Raw genomic sequence first — 15,841 nt, forward strand, 5'->3', positions numbered from 1 at the left:
CGGGTGCCAACCGGCCGCCGACAGGACGGGTGCCAACCGGCCGCCGACAGGACGGGTCCCAACCGGCCGCCGACAGGACGGGTCCCAACCGGCCGCCGACAGGACGGGTCCCAACCGGCCGCCGACAGGACGGGTCCCAACCGGCCGCCGACAGGACGGGTCCCAACCGGCCGTCGGCGGGACGGTGCTCCGCGCGTGCCCCGTCCCGCCCACCTCCCGACCGGACGCCGACCGGCGAACACGGCTCCGGGTGGCTATCGTCCTGGCATGGAGTCCGTGCGTGCCGTGCTCGTGGACATCGACGGGGTGCTCACCGTGTCGTGGCGCCCGCTGCCCGGGACCGTGGCGGCGTTCCGGGAGATCCGGGAGGCAGGGCCGGCCGTCCTGCTGGTCACCAACACCACCTCCCGCACGCGGGCGTCGATCGCCGGGACGCTGGCGGAGGCGGGGTTCCCGGTGTCCGCCGAGGACATCCTGACGGCGCCCGCCGCCACCGCCGCCCACCTCGCCGAGCGCTGTCCCGGCGCCCGGTGCGCGCTGCTCAACAGCGGCGACATCGCGGAGGACCTCGAGGGTGTCACCCTCGTCGAGGCCAGTGACACCCGGACCGTGCCGGACGTCGTCCTGGTCGGCGGGGCCGGTCCCGAGTTCGGCTACGCGGCGCTCGACCGGGCGTTCGGCCATCTGCAGCGCGGGGCCCGGCTGGTGGCGATGCACCGCAACCTGTACTGGCGTACGTCCGAGGGGCTGCGGCTGGACTCCGGGGCGTTCCTGGCCGGGCTGGAGCGGGCCGCGCGGATGGAGGCGGAGATCACCGGCAAACCGGCGCGGGCGTTCTTCGCGTCGGCGCTCGCCCGGCTGGGCGTCGGCGCGGACGAGACGGTGATGGTGGGGGACGACGTCGAGTCCGACGTGCTGGCGGCGCAGCGCGCCGGGATCACCGGGGTGCTCGTGCGGACCGGGAAGTTCCAGCCGGAGACGCTGCGGGCCGCCGACGGCACGCCCGACCACGTGATCGACTCCTTCGCGGACCTCCCCGCGCTGCTGCGGGAGTCAGCGCAGCAGTAGTTGCAGGCCGCCCACGACGGTCGCCACGATGACGAGCTGCTCGAACAGCCGCTGGTCGATCCGGTGCACGGCCCACGTGCCGAACAGCGCGCCGGGCACGACGAACGCCACGAGCGCCAGATCGAGGAGGAGCGAGCGGCCGTCGATCAGGCCGAGGCCCGCGCTGAAGGGCAGCTTGGAGACGTTGACGATCAGGAAGAAGAAGGCCGATGTGCCGAGGAAGCCGAGCTTGCGGAAGCCCGCGGAGAGCAGGTACATCGACATCACGGGGCCGCCCGCGTTGGCGACCATGGTGGTGAAGCCGCCGAGGACGCCGTAGGACCGGGCCTTGAGCCGGCCCGGGCGGGTGGTGACCGACTCCGGCTCCTCCTCCGTGTCGGCCGTGCGCCGCCGCCACACCGTCACGGCCGCCATCAGCAGCAGGATCGCGCCGATCGAGGTCCGTACGATCGCGTCGTCCGCCCAGACCAGGAACACCGTGCCGACGACGACGCCCGCGGCGACCGCCGGGAACAGCCGCCACAGCGTGGGCCAGTGGGCATGCCGCCGGTAGGTGGCGACGGCCAGAAGGTCTCCGGCGATCAGGATCGGCAGCAGGACGCCGGTGGAGGCACGAGCGGGCAGCACCGCCGCGAAGAGGGCGAGACTGACCGTGTTGGCCCCGCTCACGGCGGTCTTCGAGAAGCCGACGAGCAGGGCCGCGAAGGCGAGGACGGCGAACTGCCAGCCGGTGATGTGCCAGAGCGTCATGGTGTTCATGCGAGCACTGATGCTATGTGCGACGAACAGATGCCCGTAAGCGCTGTCTCGCCTGATGGGCGCGCCGAGGTCGAGGTCGAGGCCGAGGGGACCGTCCCCGGCCGTTCGCTAGGACCGCTCGACGAGGACCGCGCTCCCCTGCCCCACCCCGACGCACATCGTGGCCAGGCCTCGCCCCGCCCCCGTGCGCCGCATCCGGTGCAGCAGCGTCGTCAGGATGCGGGCGCCGGAGCAGCCCAGGGGATGGCCGAGGGCGATGGCGCCGCCGCTGGGGTTGACCAGGTCGGGGTCGATGCCGAGCTGGTCCACGCAGGCCAGGGCCTGGGCGGCGAATGCCTCGTTGAACTCGGCCTCCTCCAGGTCGCCGACGCTCCAGCCGGCGCGGGTCAGGACCTTGCGGGTGGCGGGGACGGGGCCGATGCCCATGACGTCGGGATGGACTCCGGCGGAGGCGCCCGCGACGTAGCGGCCCAGGGACTCCAGGCCCAGCTCGTTCAGGGCGTCCTCGCTGACGAGGAGGAGACCGGCGGCGCCGTCGTTCATCGGCGAGGCGTTGCCCGCGGTGACCGTGCCGCCGTCGCGGAAGACGGGCTTCAGCCGGGACAGCTTCTCGTGCGAGGTGTCCTCGCGGACGCATTCGTCGGTGTCGACGACCACGCCGTCGGGGCGTTCGACGGGCAGGAGTTCGTCGTCGAAGTGTCCGTTCTTGCGGGCCAGGGCGGCCCGTTGGTGGCTGCGCAGCGCGAAATCGTCCTGGCGTTCGCGCGGGATGCCGTACCGCGTGGCTACCTCCTCGGCCGTCTCGCCCATGGCCAGCAGGCCGTGCAGGTCACGCATCGCCGGGTTGACCAGGCGCCAGCCGAGGCGGGTGTCGACGGTTTCCATGCGGTGCGGCAGGGCGTCGTCGGGGCGGGGCAGGACGAAGGGGGCGCGGCTCATCGACTCGGAGCCACCCGCGATCACGATGTCGGCCTCGCCGGCGGCGATGGTGCGGGCCGCCGTGGTCACGGCCTCCAGGCCCGAGGCGCACAGGCGGTTGACGGTGGCGCCGGGCACGGAGTCGGGCAGGCCTGCGAGCAGGGCGGCCATGCGGGCGACGTTGCGGTTGTCCTCGCCGGCCTGGTTGGCGGCGCCCCAGTAGACGTCGTCGACGCGGGCCGGGTCCAGCGCGGGCGCGCCGGCGACCAGGGCCCGGACGACGGTCGCGGCGAGGTCGTCCGGCCGTACCGAGGAGAGGGATCCCCGCAGTTTGCCGATGGGGGTGCGGCGGGCGGCCGCGAAGTGGACGGGACGCACGAGAGGCTCCTCACACCGCGCATTAATTAGCACTGCTAGTTTCGGACTATAGACCTTCACTCCGCCGCCTGTGAAGATTCCGCGCCTCCCAGGGTTTCCCGCAGGTCATATCGCAGGCCGGACGCCCTCCATGCGTCACGTTTGCACCAGTGCGCCCGGGGCACCCGCGCCGTCATGGAGTGGTTGCGGAGCGCTGCCTGCGTGGACGAGGACCCCGAGCTGTTCTTTCCCGTCGGTACCGCCGGCCCCGCCTTGCGCGATACGAGCGCCGCGAAGCGGATCTGCGCGCGCTGCCCGGTGACCGACCAGTGCCTGAGCTTCGCACTGGGCAGCGGTCAGGCCTCGGGCGTATGGGGCGGCACCGGCGAGGAGGAGCGCGACGCACTGCTCCGGGGGACGAGGAACGACGCGAGAAGGAGAAGTGCCCTATGACGGCTGTGCGAAGCACACTGCCCGACGACGCCCGCAAGGTCTCCTGCGAGGCACTCCAGGACACGCTGGTGGATCTGCTCGGGCTCTCGCTGGTCGGGAAGCAGGCGCACTGGAACGTCGTCGGACCGCGGTTCCGGTCCATCCACCTCCAACTGGACGAGGTGGTCACGACCGCGCGGGACTTCGCCGACACCGTGGCGGAGCGGTCGGCCGCGCTGGGCGTCCCGCCGGACGGCCGCCCGGAGACCGTCGCCAAGGCGTTCACGCTGCCCTCCCCGGCGGAGGGCTGGGTGCGCGACTCGGACGCCGTGCGGGTGATGGTGGACACGCTGCAGGAAGCCGTGGGCCGTCTGCGCGAGCGTATCGACACGACCGAGCAGGCGGACCCGGTCACCCAGGACCTGCTGATCGGCATCACCGCGGAGCTGGAGAAGCAGCGGTGGATGTTCGACGCCGAGAACTTCCCCCGCTGATCCGCGGCAGGACGGCACCCGGTATCCGACGTATCTACGGAAGGGGCAGGCGATGACCGACGCCCTCGAACTCGACGCGCTGTGGGAGGACTTCCACCGCGTGGTGAACATGACCTCGCAGGAACTCGCGGCCTGGCTGCGGGTCCGCGACGCCGACGAGGCCACCGAGCCGCTGCCCGACCAGGCGGGCTCCCCCACCGGGCAGCACGTCCTGGCCATCCTCCAGAAGCGGCGCACCGACCTGACCGAGGACGACCTGCGTGTGATGCGGAAGGTCGTGGACACGGTCACCGAACAGGTGGACCTGGAGAACGAGCCGGAGCCCGAGGTGACGGCCGAGGACACCCGCCGTCGGCACCGGCTGATGACGATCGGGCACGACCCGCTGAAGGGATAGGCCATGGGCCGCCAGGAGCGCGTCGTACGGGAACTGGTCGGCGCGCACGGCCGGACGTACGCCGAGGAGGCGGGCATCCGGCTGAAGGACACACCGCAGCCGCTCTACCGGCTGCTGGTGCTGTCCCATCTGCTCAGTGCCCGCATCCGCGGCTCGATCGCGCTGGCCACCGCCCGTGCCCTGCACGGGGCGGGGCTGCGCGATCCGCGGCGTATGGCGCGGGCCGCCTGGCAGGAGCGGGTCGACGCGCTGGGCCGGGGCGGCTACCGGCGCTACGACGAACGCACGGCCACCCAGCTCGGCGACGCGGCGGAGCTGCTGAACGACCGGTGGGGCGGCGATCTGCGGCGGCTGCGCGCGGAGGCGGACGGCGAGGTGCCCGAACTGCGCCGCCTTCTCCAGGAGTTCCCGGGCATGGGCCCGGCCGGAGCCGACATCTTCCTGCGCGAGGCGCAGGGCGTCTGGCCGGAGGCGGCCCCCTACCTGGACGCCAAGGCCCTCCAGGGCGCCGAGCGGCTGAACCTGCCGAAGGAGCCGAAGCGTCTGGTAGCACTGGCCGGGGACACCGACCCGGCCGTCCTCGCCGCCGCGCTGGTTCGGGCGGCGGTGGACAAGGAGGTCGCCGAGGACACGCTCGGCCGCGCCCGATGACCGGCACCCCCCTCACCCGAGCAGCCAGCCCCCGTCCACGGCCAGTTCCACCGCGTTGACGGACCGGTTGCGCAGCAGGAAGTCCACCGCGTCGACCACGTCCGCCATCGTGGCGAGCCGCCCGGTGGGTGTCTCGGTGCGCAGCGCGGTGAGCACCTTCTCCTCTTTGGCCTGCCAGTACGGGCTGTCGCCCACGACTCCGGGATGCACGGCGTTGACCCGGACGGGGGCGAGCTCGACGGCGAGGGAGTGCATCAGGCCCCGCACCCCGGCGTTGACCGTCGCCACCGTCGTCGCTCCCGGGTAGGGGCGCTCCTTGGCCTGGCCGCCGAAGAGCACGATGGCGCTGTCGTCGTGCAGCCGGCCGCGCAGTGTGTGCACGACCTCCGTGTAGCCGACGAGCTTGAGGGTGACCAGGCGCAGGGCCGCGTCGATGTCGTACGCGGTCACCTTGTTGTCGTCCCGGGAGACGCCCGCGATCACCAGGTGGTCGACGCGGCCCATGCCGGACAGGGCCGCCGCGATCTCCATCGGCCGGGCCAGGTCGACGGCCAGTCCACGGGCGCCGACCTCCTTCGCGACCGTTTCGGCCCGCTGGGTGTCGCGGCTGGTGAGAACGACGTCGTCGCCCTGCCCGGCCCGCGCCCGGGCGATCTCCAGCCCGATCCCGGATGTTCCGCCGACGACGAGCACACTACTCATGACTTCTCCTCCAGTGCCGCGCGCAGGTAGTCCCAGTCCCGTGTGAACCGGTACGAGTGCCGTGACGGCGGTTGCGGCGCCTGTGTCTCCAGCCAGCGCAGCGGCCCCCGCCCCGCGTTGCCGAAACCGTGCACGCAGCCGGCGCCCGCCCAGGCCACATCGCCGGGCTCCAGCCGGTACCGCTCGCCGTCGAGGGTGGCCTCCGCCAGGCCCTCCAGGATCAGATAGGTCTCCTCGAAGGGGTGGTCGTGGGTGCCGATGACCCCGTCGGGGGCGTACTGCACCATGAACATCGTCGAGGCGACCGCGCCCAGATCGGGGTCGATCATCATCTTCACCGTGATCCCGCTGTAGACCAGCAGCGCGGTCCGCATACTCGCCGTGACCGCCAGCAGGTCCTGCGACTGCTTGCCGGGATCCATCTGGTCGGGTTCGAAGTGGCCGAAGGAACGGGTGCGCGGGTCGCGCACGTCCACCCGGGCCGGCCGGCGCGCGGGCAGGTCGGGTACGGCCTGCGTGTCGTGTCCGTAGCGGGCGCGCGGCACCGGGGCCAGCATGTCCGCCCAGCGGCCCGCGGTGCTCCCGGCCCCGCGCCAGGCGTGCGGGACACCGGTCGGCAGCAGGCCGTAGTCGCCCGCCTCCAGCAGGTACGAGCCGTCCGGCACGTCGAGCACCACGGCTCCGTCGAGGACGTGGAAGGCCTCCTCGTACGAGTGCACGTGCGCGGGCACCCGGCCGTCCGGGAGCAGGTCGCAGAGGCCGAAGCCGGTGTGGACGCTGCCGTCCTCCTCGCCGACCAGCGCCCGGCGCCGGTGACCGTGCCGGTCGTAGGGCGGCTCGGGCAGGTCGGCGGCGTGGCGCACCAGGTGGTTCGTCATGCCGGTGCCTTCGCTGCCTTGGCCTCCTTCGCCGCGAGGAGCCGGTCACGGGACTCGCCGACGAGCCGCAGGGCGCGTGCGGTGTCACCGAGGAGCCTGCCGTCGCGCTTGCGGAGCACGCCGTCGACGAGGACGGTGTCCACGTTGGAGACGTCGGCGCACAGCGTCACCGCGGCGACGGCGTCGTGCACCGGGGCGACGTTCGGTGCGGTGGCGTCGATCGCGACGATGTCGGCGCGCTTGCCTGGGGTGAGGGAGCCGGTGCGGTCCTCCAGCCCGGCGACGTGGGCGCCGTTGATCGTGGCGATCTCCAGCATCTGACGTGCTGTCAGCATGGTGTCGGGCACCGGCATGTTGGCCTGCCAGCAGTCGGCGTTGACGCGGGCGCGTTCGGCGCCGAAGGCCGCGCGGATCTGGGTGAACATGTCGCCCGGCACGGTGGTGACGACGTCGATGCTGAGCGACGGCCGCAGACCGTGCTCGATCGCCTGCATCACCGGTGGCCAGCCGTGCCCCATCTGGAGTTCCACCTGGGGCGCGATCGAGACCGTGCCGCCGCTGTCGGCGACCATCCGCCACTCCTCGCCGCTGAGGTAGCAGCTGTGGACATAGGTGGTGTCGGGGCCGAGGAGTCCCAGGCCGTGCAGCCGCCTGACCATGCCGAAGCGGCCGGCGAGCCGCCCCATGGCCACGTGCACCGTGATGGGGAGACCCAGTTCGCGCGCCATGGCCCACTCGGCGGTGACGACCTCGTCGACGCAGAAACCGGGGCCGCGGGTGGCGAGGCCCATGGTCAGCAGGCCGTCGTCGGACGCGAAGTGCGTCGACCGGATCCGCCGTACGTCGTCCGCCGGAAGGGCGATCCGGCTCTCGAACCAGTAGTCCGCGAGGGAGGTGTTGGCGCTGCCGTACGCGTACCGCGCCCGGATGCCGGACTCCGCCAGGCCCTGGATCGCCGCGTCCGGGTGCTCGGGGGTGTTGTTGATGTGCGACCAGTCGACGAGGGTGGTGATGCCGGCGTTGAGGCACTCCAGCGCGCCGGCGAGGTTGCCGGCGTAGACGTCCTCGGGGGTGTACAGGGGGGCGAAGGTGTCGAGGATGTCGACGAAGTAGTCGTCGAGGGTGGCGTCGGGGGCGACGCCCCGGATGGGGGCCTCCCAGGTGTGGCGGTGGGTGTCGACGAAGCCGGGGATCACGAGGTGCCCGGTCATGTCGAGGACCTCGGCGTCGGCGCTGATCTCGGGTTCGACGGCCGCGATCCTGCCGTCCTCGACCAGGACGTCCCCCTGGGGCAGGTCCCCGATGTCCGGGTCCATCGAGATCACGTGACCGGAGCGCAGCAGTGTCCTGGTGGTCATCGCGCTTCCTCCCATGGGGTGTTCGACGGCGGGTGTGCGACTCAGTACGCGGCGAGCCTGCGGACCTCCGTGACGACCTTGTCGACGGTGGGGATGACCTGCTCCTCCAGCGCGTCCGCGAAGGGCAGCGGGACGCACTCCCCCGCCACCCGGCGCACGGGCGCGTCCAGCAGGCCGAACCCCTCGTCGGCGACGACCGAGACGACGGTGGCGCCCCAGCCGCCCTGGTACGGGTTCTCCTCGACGATGACGAGCCGCGAGGTCTTGCCCAACGAGGCCAGGACGGTCGGGGCGTCCAGGGGGACCAGACAGCGCAGGTCGACGACGTCGGCCTCGATCCCCTCCCCCGCCAGCAGGTCGGCGGCCTTCAAGGCCAGGGGCACCATGGAGGCGAGCGCGACGAGCGTGACGTCGCCGCCCTCCCGGACGATCGAGGCCCGGCCCAGTTCGACGACATGATCGGGCGGGGCCGGTGGGCCCTTGCTCGCGAGCAGCCCCTTGTGCTCGAAGAAGACCACCGGGTCGTCGCTGCGGATCGCCGCCGCCATCATGCCGACGACGTCGGCGGGTGTGGCCGGTGCCGCGATCCTCAGTCCTGGGACGGTCAGCGCCCAGTTCTCGGTGGACTGGGAGTGCTGGGCGCCGAAACCGAGCCCGCCGCCGTTGGCGGTGCGTACGACGAGAGGCACGGTCACCTGGCCGCCGGTCATGTAGCGGACCTTGGGGATCTCGTTGGCGAGGTAGTCCCAGCAGCAGGCCAGGAAGTCGGAGAACATGATCTCCACGACGGGCCGCATCCCGGTCATCGCCGCGCCCATCGCCGCGCCCACGATGGCCTGTTCGGAGATGGGCGTGTCCCACACCCGCTCGGGCCCGAACTCCGCGTGCAGCCCCGTGGTCGTCTTGAACACCCCGCCGGCCGCGCCGATGTCCTCACCGAGGCACACCACCGAGGCGTCCCGCCGCATCTCGCGCGCGATGCCTTCGGCGACCGCGTCCCGGTAGGTGATCACGTCCGCCATGCGGCACCTCCGTCCGCCCACACATCGGTCAGTGCCTCCCGCGGATCGGGCGGCGGCGCGGCCTTCGCCGCCGCCACGGCCCGCTCCACCACGGCCCGGGCCCGCTCGTCGGCCTCGGCGACCGTCTCCTCGCCCACCCCCAGTTCGGCCAGACGCCCCCGCGCGAGGTCCAGCGGGTCGTGCTTCAGCCAGCGTTCGACCTCCTCGGCCGGGCGGTACGCCGCCGGGTCGGCGCGGCTGTGCCCGAAGTGACGGTAGGTCTCGGCCTCCAGCACGGCGGGCCCGTCTCCGGCCCGGGCCCGCCGCGCGAGCCGCCCCACCGCCTCCTCGACCGCCTCGACGTCGTTGCCGTCGATGACCTCGCCCGGGATGCCGTGGGCGGGGGCCCGGTCGGCGGCGGGGCGGGCCACGGCCGTGACGTCGGCGATCGGCGTGTACTCCATGTACAGGTTGTTCTCGCACACGAACAGCACCGGCAGTTTCCACACCGCGGCCAGGTTGAGCGATTCGTGGAAGGCACCGATGTTGGTAGCGCCGTCGCCGAAGAAGGCGACCGCGAGTTGCTCGGTGCCGCGCAGCCGGGCCGACCAGGCCGCCCCCACCGCCATCGGCAGATGGGAGCCGACGATGGCGTACGAGCCGAGCATGTGGGTGGCCGCCTTGGTCAGGTGCATGGAGCCGCCCTTGGCCTTGCACAGCCCGGTCGCCCGGCTCATCAGCTCGGCGAGGCACTCCTCGGGCGTGGCACCCCGGGCCAGGGCGTGGTGGTGACCCCTGTAGGTGGCGAACACATAGTCGTCCGGACGCAGTGCGGCACTCGCGCCCACGGCGATCGCCTCCTGCCCGGCGGCCAGATGCGTGGTGCCCTTCACGAGACCTCGCAGGAACAGGTCGTGGGCGGCCTTCTCCGTGCGGCGGATGACGTTCATCCGCTCGTACCGGTCGAGGAGGGCGGTGGCGTCCATCAGCGGTCCTGGGTGTTGAGGTGGGACTGCGCCTCGCGCTGGGTGTTCAGCTCGCCGCCCACCGTCCAGTACTTGCGCCCGGCCACCAGCAGGTCCTCGGCGGGGAACTTGGTGATGACCTCGCAGCCGTCGGCGGTGACGACCAGTTCCTCCTCGATCCGGGCGGCGGACCAGCCGTCGGCGGCCGGCCAGTACGTCTCCAGGGCGAACACCATGCCCTCCTCGAGGACTTCGGGGTGGTCGAGGGAGACCAGACGGCTGAAGATCGGCTTCTCCCAGATCGACAGGCCGACGCCGTGGCCGTACTGGAGGGCGAAGGCGGCGGTCTCGTCGGCGAAGCCGAACTCCTCGGCACGCGGCCAGACCCGCACGATGTCGGCGGTGGTGGCGCCCGGCCGGACCAGGGCGATCGCCTCGTCCATGTAGGCACGGCAGCGCACGTAGGCGTCCCGCTGCGCCCGCGAGGCGCTGCCCACGGCGAAGGTGCGGTAGTAGCAGGTGCGGTAGCCGAGGTGGCTGTGCAGGATGTCGAAGAAGGCCGGGTCGCCGGGACGGATCAACCGGTCGCTGTAGACGTGCGGATGCGGCGAACAGCGCTCGCCCGAGATGGCGTTGACGCCTTCGACGTACTCGCTGCCGAGGTCGTAGAGCACCTTGCTGACCACTCCGACGCACTCGTTCTCGCGCACCCCCGGGCGCAGGTACCCGTACAGCTCCTCGTAGGCCGCGTCGACCATGGCGCAGGCCTGGGTGAGCAGGGCGATCTCGTCGCCGGTCTTGATCCGGCGGGCCTCGAGGAAGACCTGCTGCCCGTCGACGACGTCGACGCCCTCGGCGCGCAGCGCGGCGAGGACCGGCATCTCGGCGACGTCGACACCGAGGAGTTCACCCGCGAGCCCGTGCTCGCGCAGCTCGGCGGCGATCTTCGCGGCCACGTCCTCGGCGATCCGGGCGTCCGGGTGGAAGGCGCCGCGCAGGGTGGAGATGCCGGCGCGGGCACCGGTGGGCGGGCCGCCCTTGCCGTCGCTGTAGTCGAGCCAGGGGTTGTACATCTGGTGGTGGCGGGCGGCGGAGCCGAAGTCCCAGACGACCGGTTCGCCGTCGCGCACCAGGAGGGCGAAGCGGATCAGCTTGTCCATCGCCCAGGTGCCGATGTGGGTGGCCGTCATATAGCGGATGTTGGCGAAGTCGAAGCTGAGCACCGCGCCCAGCTCGGAGCGGTTCAGCGACTCGTGCAGCCGGGCCAGCCGCTGTCCGCGCAGCCGGTCCAGGTCGATGCGCTCTTCCCAGTCGACGGCGTTGGGTCCGTATGTGTGGATCGCCATGGCGACCACCCCCACTTCGGAGTGAACGCCCGAGTGCGGTGGGTGTCAAGTGGCACTGAACAAGGTTGTCACCCGGCATCGCCGGACACGAACCAGACGCCCACAGCCGGTACCTCTCCATCGTTGCGGTAGCGGTGGGGGGTCGTCGACTCGAAGCAGACGGAGTCGCCCGGCCGGACGGCGTACTCCTCGAAACCGAGGGTGAGGACGAGCTCGCCGGAGGTCAGATAGCCGTATTCGGTTCCGGCGTGCCGCATCAGCGCGCCGGAGCCGGATGAGGAGCCACCGGGCCGGTACGTGACCAGCAGGAAGTCGGCCTCCGCGCCCGGGACCCGCCCGAGACGCTCCCACACGACCCCCGAGTCCAGCTCCAGCGTCTCCCGCCCGCCCGCACCGACCAGGGGCCCGATCCGCCGCCCGGGATCCGCCGCGAAGCCGGCGAGGGCGTGCGGCACGGTGGCGGGGACGGCGGCGAGGGGACCCGCCGCGACGCCCGTCCGGACCGGCTCCCGGACCCCCTCCCCGGCACCCTCGTCCGCGTCGAAGAGGGACTCCACGGAGATCCCCAGCGCCGTGGTGATCGCGTACAGCGTGCTGACGGACGGCTGGCTCTTCCCGGTCTCGATCTGCGACACCAGACTCGCCGAAACGCCGATCTCCCGGGCCAGCGCACGCAGAGTCGTACCGCGCTCCAGGCGCGCACGCCGGATGCGCGCGCCGACGGGCGGCACGACGGCGGGTGACACGGGCGGCTCCTCTGCTCGGGCAGCGTGTGCAGCTCCATTGAACAGTCCGTGCGCGCCCTTGCGCCAGGAGTGGGAGGTCCCCCGCCGTCCGGTCCTCACCCGAACGGTCCGGCGCCGGTGGTGGGCCGTGGCGGGCGGTGGTGCGCTGAGGGCACGCGTCACGTTCCCAGGAGGCACACCCGATGACCCCTCGTCCGTCCCGCCTCGTCCGCGCTCTCACCCCCGCCCTGGCGGCGGGCACGCTGCTCGCCACCGCAGCCTGCTCGGACGACGGCGGGACGGACGGCGCGCGCGTCCCGGGCGTCACCCCGTCCCAGGCCGCAGCGCAGCGGCAGACCCCCTCCCCCACCGCCACGCTCTCCACGGACGGCGCCCGGACCGCGCTGATCACCGAGGCGGACATCGAGGACGCCTGGACGCAGGTGACGGACACGGAGGCGAAGAGCTGGCACGACAACCTGCTCATCGGCACGGTCGACGTCTCCGACTTCCTCACCGCCAAGGCCCAGTCGGCCGACTGCCAACGGCTCCTCGACTCCCTCTTCGACGACGATCTGCTGGGCAGACCGTCGGGCGCGTCCGCATTGCGCGGCTTCCGGCAGGGCGACTCCCGCCTGCTGTACCAGGTCGCCTCCTACGACCGCACCGCCCCGCAGGACTCCTTGAACTGGATGGCGACCCTGCCGGAGAAGTGCGACCAGTTCACCGTGACCGACGGCCGGCAGCAGCGCACCGTCCAGGTCATCGAGACCTCGCTGCCCAAGGTCGGCGACGCCCGTCAGGGCCTGCGCGTGACGGTGCAGGGCTCGGCCGACGGCGACGAGGCCACCCTGACCCTGGACGTCGCCGCCGTCCGCGTCGGCGACGACGCGATCACCGTCACCGCGGGCGGGCTCGACGGCGACGAGAACGATTCCGTCCAGCAGGCGGTGCGCCAGGGCACCCAGCGCCTGAAGGACGTCCTGGCCGGGAAGTCGCCCGCCGCGAGCCCCACCTAGAGCGGCCGGCACGGCGCGCGCCTCCTCCCGCGGCCCTGCCCCACCCCGACCTCCGTCGCCGCTCCGCCGATTTCCGGGACAGCGTGATCACCGGAGCGGCACAATGGCGCCGATGACCGGTTTCGGTCGTTCGTGCGAGTGCGAGGAGAGGACGAGTCGTGAGCGATGGCCACACCCCTTCAGGCGGGTCGGCGAGGCTGAACACCGGTGTGGCGCACAACGCGCGCGTGTGGAACTACTGGATCGGCGGCAAGGACAACTACGAGGTCGACCAGCAGGTCGGCGAGCAGGTCGCCGGCATGTTCCCGATCATCCGGGACATCGCCCGCGCCGACCGGGACTTCCTCGGCCGGGCCGTGTCGTTCCTCGCCGGTGAGCGCGGTGTGCGGCAGTTCCTCGACATCGGCACAGGACTGCCGACGGCGGACAACACCCACGAGATCGCCCAGCGCCTCGCGCCCGACTCACGCATCGTCTACGTCGACAACGACCCGATCGTGCTGGTGCACGCCCGCACACTGCTGACCGGCACCCACGACGGCGTCACCTCCTACATCGACGCCGATGTGCACGACCCGGACGCCATCCTCGAACGGGCCGGGCAGACCCTCGACTTCACGCGGCCCATCGCCGTGATGATGCTGGGCATCCTCAACTTCGTCCTGGACGCCGCCGAGGCCCGGGACATCGTGCGCCGGGTGATGGCCGCGGTGCCGCCCGGCAGCTTCCTGGTCCTCACCCACCCGACCTTCGACGACGAACTGGGCGGCGCGGGCCAGATCCCGGCCATGAAGTTCTGGAACGAGCACGCCACTCCCCCGATCACCGCCCGCGCCGGCGCGGACATCGCCGCGTTCTTCGAGGGGCTGGAGCTGCTGGAGCCGGGCATGGTCTCGTGCGGCCAGTGGCGTGCCGAGCCCGGCTCGGCCGTGCTCGTGCCGCAGTACGGCGCGGTGGCCGTGAAACCCTGACACGCGGCGGTGCCGTCGCGGCAACCAGGAGAGCCCGGGCGGGACGACGTCCTCAGGGCCCACCGGCCGGCGGCCGAGGGCCGGGAGGACGATTGAACGGGCGTGTGGCCGGTCACAGTTCTCCTGAAGCGGCTACCCAGGAAGTCCGAACGGCTGAAAGTATGATCAAGCAATGTCTGACATGACCGAAACCACGCCCGGCTGGCTGTCCTCCGACGAACTGGAGATGACACGCGCCCGCATGCCGATCCTGTACGTCGAGGCCGTCCCGGTCCGCGTCGACGACAGCGGCGAAGTCACCAGCGTCGGCCTGCTGCTGCGCATAGGGCCCGACGGCACGGTCAGCCGGACGCTGGTCTCCGGCCGCGTGCTGCACCATGAACGCGTCCGCGACGCCCTCCTGCGCCACCTGGAAAAGGACCTCGGCCCGGTCGCGCTGCCCCGCGTCCCGGCGTCGCTCCAGCCGTTCACGGTCGCTGAGTACTTCCCGACGCAGGGCGTCACGGCGTACCACGACCCCCGCCAGCACGCGGTGTCCCTGGCGTACATCGTGCCGGTGACGGGCGACTGCCGGCCCCGGCAGGACGCGCTCGACCTGGTGTGGTTCAGCCCGCGGGAGGCCGTCTCGGAGGCGGTGCAGAGCGAGATGCCGGGTGGGCACGGGGTGCTGCTGAAGCAGGCGCTGGCGCATGCGGGCTGCGTGATCTGACCGCCGGGCGGTCGGCGGAGGACCGGGAGAGGCCCTCGCCGATGCGGCTTGACGACCGAACGGCCGCCCGATGGTGATCCTCCACCGGCCCTTCGAGAACGCCCGGGGCAAGCTGCACGAGAGGCCGGCTCGACGGCCACGAGCCGGAGGTTTCCCGCCCCCACGGAACGGCGTGGACGGCGGCGGCTGACCCCGCCCGGCGACCGCCCCGAACGCGACCGGCGGGTCTGCCGATATCGGCAGACCCGCTGGTCGACTCTGTCGGGACGACAGGATTTGAACCTGCGACCCCTTGACCCCCAGTCAAGTGCGCTACCAAGCTGCGCCACGTCCCGTTGCCCGTCTGACCTGGGGATTCCCCCGGCCGAACGCGCAGGGAAACAATACCGCACTCGCGCCGGTGATCGCGCATCCGTTTCCCGGCCTGTACGCCACCACCGTCCGTCCCTTCGACGCGACCGCCCTGCGCCAGGCCACCGAGGCGGCCGGGACGGACGTCGTCCTCGTCGAGCCCTGTCTGGCGGGGACGTCGACGGCCGCCGCGAACGACGCGCTGTCGGACGTACCGCACCGGGTCCTCGGGCTGGGCGTGGGACGTCGCGAACTGCGGCGGTACGGGCAGCCCGCGGAGCACGTGGCCGCCCGCGGACTCGACGCCCGGTCGCTGCGGGAGCGCATCGGGAGCTTCGTCGGGGCGGCCGTCCGCGTGTGAGACCGCGAGGCGTCACACCACCGGCAGGCCGAGCCGGGGGTGGGCCTCAAGGAGGCGGGTCGGGGCCGCCTGACGCCACGAGTCGGCGAGGATGTCGCGCAGTTCGCCCTCGTCCTCGATGGCGTCGAGCCGGGCCCGCACCCAGGAGAAGGAGGACTCGTGGTCGGCGATCCAGAACTTCCCCGGCTCGGCGAGCACCAGCTCGTCGCGCTCCACCTTGGGACAGCGCACGGCGATGGAGGTCTCGTCCTCCGGCAGTGTGGCGAACATCTTTCCCGCGACCCGGAACGTGGGCATGCTCCAGGCGATCTTCTCCATCGTGTCCGGCAGGGACAGGGCGATCCGTCGTACGTCTTCGGCATCCGGCATGGCAGGCACC

Annotated in this window: 18 protein-coding genes, 1 tRNA gene and 1 pseudogene; 9 read left to right on the top strand and 11 right to left on the bottom strand. The window is 72.2% G+C overall.

What is annotated here, in order from left to right; translation table 11 throughout:
• The first annotated feature begins 267 nt into the window (after nt 1–267).
• The gene (locus ABTX62_RS22380; protein WP_352117822.1) at nt 268–1,068 is read left to right on the top strand and encodes an HAD-IIA family hydrolase; all 801 of its coding nucleotides are present in this window, start codon (nt 268–270) and stop codon (nt 1,066–1,068) included.
• Here ABTX62_RS22380 and ABTX62_RS22385 read toward each other — a convergent pair.
• Nucleotides 1,054–1,827: a sulfite exporter TauE/SafE family protein gene (locus ABTX62_RS22385; protein ID WP_352117823.1), complete on the bottom strand. Its 774-nt coding sequence runs from the start codon at nt 1,825–1,827 to the stop codon at nt 1,054–1,056. The genes ABTX62_RS22380 and ABTX62_RS22385 overlap by 15 nt on opposite strands.
• A 108-nt stretch (nt 1,828–1,935) precedes the next feature.
• A complete protein-coding gene (locus ABTX62_RS22390) occupies nt 1,936–3,123 on the bottom strand; it encodes a thiolase family protein (RefSeq protein ID WP_352117824.1) in 1,188 nt (395 codons plus the stop codon).
• A gap of 174 nt (nt 3,124–3,297) precedes the next feature.
• On the opposite strand from ABTX62_RS22390, the gene ABTX62_RS22395 reads away from it, so the two are divergent.
• Genes ABTX62_RS22395 through ABTX62_RS22410 form a run of 4 tightly spaced genes read left to right on the top strand, consistent with a single transcriptional unit; the run spans nt 3,298 to nt 5,076 of the window.
• Nucleotides 3,298–3,555, top strand: coding sequence for a WhiB family transcriptional regulator (locus tag ABTX62_RS22395; protein ID WP_352117825.1), 258 nt, complete (start codon nt 3,298–3,300; stop codon nt 3,553–3,555).
• Nucleotides 3,552–4,028 carry a Dps family protein gene (locus tag ABTX62_RS22400; protein WP_352117826.1) on the top strand — a complete coding sequence of 159 codons (477 nt, stop codon included), beginning with the start codon at nt 3,552–3,554 and terminating at the stop codon, nt 4,026–4,028. The genes ABTX62_RS22395 and ABTX62_RS22400 overlap by 4 nt, the downstream gene beginning before the upstream one ends.
• Before the next feature lie 52 nt (nt 4,029–4,080).
• Entirely contained in the window at nt 4,081–4,425 is a 345-nt protein-coding gene (locus ABTX62_RS22405) for a DUF3140 domain-containing protein (protein WP_283968738.1), read from the top strand.
• A 3-nt stretch (nt 4,426–4,428) separates the two neighbouring features.
• A complete protein-coding gene (locus tag ABTX62_RS22410) occupies nt 4,429–5,076 on the top strand; it encodes an HhH-GDP family DNA glycosylase (protein WP_352117827.1) in 648 nt (215 codons plus the stop codon).
• Nucleotides 5,077–5,088: 12 nt separating this feature from the next.
• Here ABTX62_RS22410 and ABTX62_RS22415 read toward each other — a convergent pair whose 3' ends face one another.
• From ABTX62_RS22415 to ABTX62_RS22445, 7 genes are all read right to left on the bottom strand, one after another.
• Nucleotides 5,089–5,778: an SDR family NAD(P)-dependent oxidoreductase gene (locus ABTX62_RS22415; protein WP_352117828.1), complete on the bottom strand. Its 690-nt coding sequence runs from the start codon at nt 5,776–5,778 to the stop codon at nt 5,089–5,091.
• A complete protein-coding gene (locus tag ABTX62_RS22420; protein WP_352117829.1) occupies nt 5,775–6,656 on the bottom strand; it encodes a cupin domain-containing protein in 882 nt (293 codons plus the stop codon). Before ABTX62_RS22420 ends, ABTX62_RS22415 begins: the two co-directional genes overlap by 4 nt.
• Entirely contained in the window at nt 6,653–8,014 is a 1,362-nt protein-coding gene (locus tag ABTX62_RS22425; protein WP_352117830.1) for an amidohydrolase family protein, read from the bottom strand. The genes ABTX62_RS22420 and ABTX62_RS22425 overlap by 4 nt, the downstream gene beginning before the upstream one ends.
• A 41-nt stretch (nt 8,015–8,055) precedes the next feature.
• Complete coding sequence (locus ABTX62_RS22430) at nt 8,056–9,036, bottom strand: alpha-ketoacid dehydrogenase subunit beta (protein WP_352117831.1); 981 nt, start codon at nt 9,034–9,036, stop codon at nt 8,056–8,058.
• Nucleotides 9,024–10,001 (bottom strand): thiamine pyrophosphate-dependent dehydrogenase E1 component subunit alpha, encoded by a 978-nt coding sequence (locus ABTX62_RS22435; protein WP_352117832.1) that lies wholly within the window; start codon nt 9,999–10,001, stop codon nt 9,024–9,026. The genes ABTX62_RS22430 and ABTX62_RS22435 overlap by 13 nt, the downstream gene beginning before the upstream one ends.
• Nucleotides 10,001–11,326, bottom strand: coding sequence for a M24 family metallopeptidase (locus ABTX62_RS22440; RefSeq protein WP_352117833.1), 1,326 nt, complete (start codon nt 11,324–11,326; stop codon nt 10,001–10,003). The genes ABTX62_RS22435 and ABTX62_RS22440 overlap by 1 nt, the downstream gene beginning before the upstream one ends.
• 68 nt (nt 11,327–11,394) lie before the next feature.
• Nucleotides 11,395–12,072, bottom strand: a complete 678-nt coding sequence (locus ABTX62_RS22445; RefSeq protein WP_352117834.1) for a helix-turn-helix domain-containing protein — start codon at nt 12,070–12,072, stop codon at nt 11,395–11,397.
• Nucleotides 12,073–12,254: 182 nt separating this feature from the next.
• Between ABTX62_RS22445 and ABTX62_RS22450 the strand changes: the two genes are divergently transcribed.
• The 3 genes from ABTX62_RS22450 (at nt 12,255) to ABTX62_RS22460 (ending at nt 14,750) form a co-directional block, all read left to right on the top strand.
• Nucleotides 12,255–13,070, top strand: a complete 816-nt coding sequence (locus ABTX62_RS22450; RefSeq protein ID WP_352117835.1) for a hypothetical protein — start codon at nt 12,255–12,257, stop codon at nt 13,068–13,070.
• Between the two features lie 158 nt (nt 13,071–13,228).
• The gene (locus ABTX62_RS22455) at nt 13,229–14,041 is read left to right on the top strand and encodes an SAM-dependent methyltransferase (protein WP_352117836.1); all 813 of its coding nucleotides are present in this window, start codon (nt 13,229–13,231) and stop codon (nt 14,039–14,041) included.
• 181 nt (nt 14,042–14,222) lie between these two features.
• Nucleotides 14,223–14,750, top strand: coding sequence for an NUDIX hydrolase family protein (locus ABTX62_RS22460; RefSeq protein WP_352117912.1), 528 nt, complete (start codon nt 14,223–14,225; stop codon nt 14,748–14,750).
• 261 nt (nt 14,751–15,011) lie between these two features.
• Here ABTX62_RS22460 and ABTX62_RS22465 read toward each other — a convergent pair.
• Nucleotides 15,012–15,085, bottom strand: a tRNA-Pro gene (locus tag ABTX62_RS22465).
• 89 nt (nt 15,086–15,174) lie between these two features.
• Here ABTX62_RS22465 and ABTX62_RS22470 point away from each other — a divergent pair.
• A pseudogene (locus ABTX62_RS22470) lies at nt 15,175–15,462 on the top strand (transketolase); the annotation flags it as partial.
• Nucleotides 15,463–15,474: 12 nt separating this feature from the next.
• Here the strand turns inward: ABTX62_RS22470 and ABTX62_RS22475 are convergent.
• A complete protein-coding gene (locus ABTX62_RS22475; protein ID WP_352117837.1) occupies nt 15,475–15,831 on the bottom strand; it encodes an MmcQ/YjbR family DNA-binding protein in 357 nt (118 codons plus the stop codon).
• Between the last annotated feature and the right edge of the window lie 10 nt (nt 15,832–15,841).

The sequence above is a fragment of the Streptomyces sp. NPDC096046 genome (assembly GCF_040303285.1).
Lineage (GTDB): Bacteria > Actinomycetota > Actinomycetes > Streptomycetales > Streptomycetaceae > Streptomyces.

Coding starts and splice junctions, on each gene's coding strand:
- ABTX62_RS22410 (WP_352117827.1), top strand. CDS start 4,429: ATGGGCCGCCAGGAGCGCGTCGTACGGGAACTGGTCGGCGCGCACGGC.
- ABTX62_RS22385 (WP_352117823.1), bottom strand. CDS start 1,827: ATGAACACCATGACGCTCTGGCACATCACCGGCTGGCAGTTCGCCGTC.
- ABTX62_RS22400 (WP_352117826.1), top strand. CDS start 3,552: ATGACGGCTGTGCGAAGCACACTGCCCGACGACGCCCGCAAGGTCTCC.
- ABTX62_RS22420 (WP_352117829.1), bottom strand. CDS start 6,656: ATGACGAACCACCTGGTGCGCCACGCCGCCGACCTGCCCGAGCCGCCC.
- ABTX62_RS22380 (WP_352117822.1), top strand. CDS start 268: ATGGAGTCCGTGCGTGCCGTGCTCGTGGACATCGACGGGGTGCTCACC.
- ABTX62_RS22440 (WP_352117833.1), bottom strand. CDS start 11,326: ATGGCGATCCACACATACGGACCCAACGCCGTCGACTGGGAAGAGCGC.
- ABTX62_RS22450 (WP_352117835.1), top strand. CDS start 12,255: ATGACCCCTCGTCCGTCCCGCCTCGTCCGCGCTCTCACCCCCGCCCTG.
- ABTX62_RS22395 (WP_352117825.1), top strand. CDS start 3,298: ATGGAGTGGTTGCGGAGCGCTGCCTGCGTGGACGAGGACCCCGAGCTG.
- ABTX62_RS22460 (WP_352117912.1), top strand. CDS start 14,223: ATGACCGAAACCACGCCCGGCTGGCTGTCCTCCGACGAACTGGAGATG.
- ABTX62_RS22405 (WP_283968738.1), top strand. CDS start 4,081: ATGACCGACGCCCTCGAACTCGACGCGCTGTGGGAGGACTTCCACCGC.
- ABTX62_RS22475 (WP_352117837.1), bottom strand. CDS start 15,831: ATGCCGGATGCCGAAGACGTACGACGGATCGCCCTGTCCCTGCCGGAC.
- ABTX62_RS22415 (WP_352117828.1), bottom strand. CDS start 5,778: ATGAGTAGTGTGCTCGTCGTCGGCGGAACATCCGGGATCGGGCTGGAG.
- ABTX62_RS22430 (WP_352117831.1), bottom strand. CDS start 9,036: ATGGCGGACGTGATCACCTACCGGGACGCGGTCGCCGAAGGCATCGCG.
- ABTX62_RS22435 (WP_352117832.1), bottom strand. CDS start 10,001: ATGGACGCCACCGCCCTCCTCGACCGGTACGAGCGGATGAACGTCATC.
- ABTX62_RS22425 (WP_352117830.1), bottom strand. CDS start 8,014: ATGACCACCAGGACACTGCTGCGCTCCGGTCACGTGATCTCGATGGAC.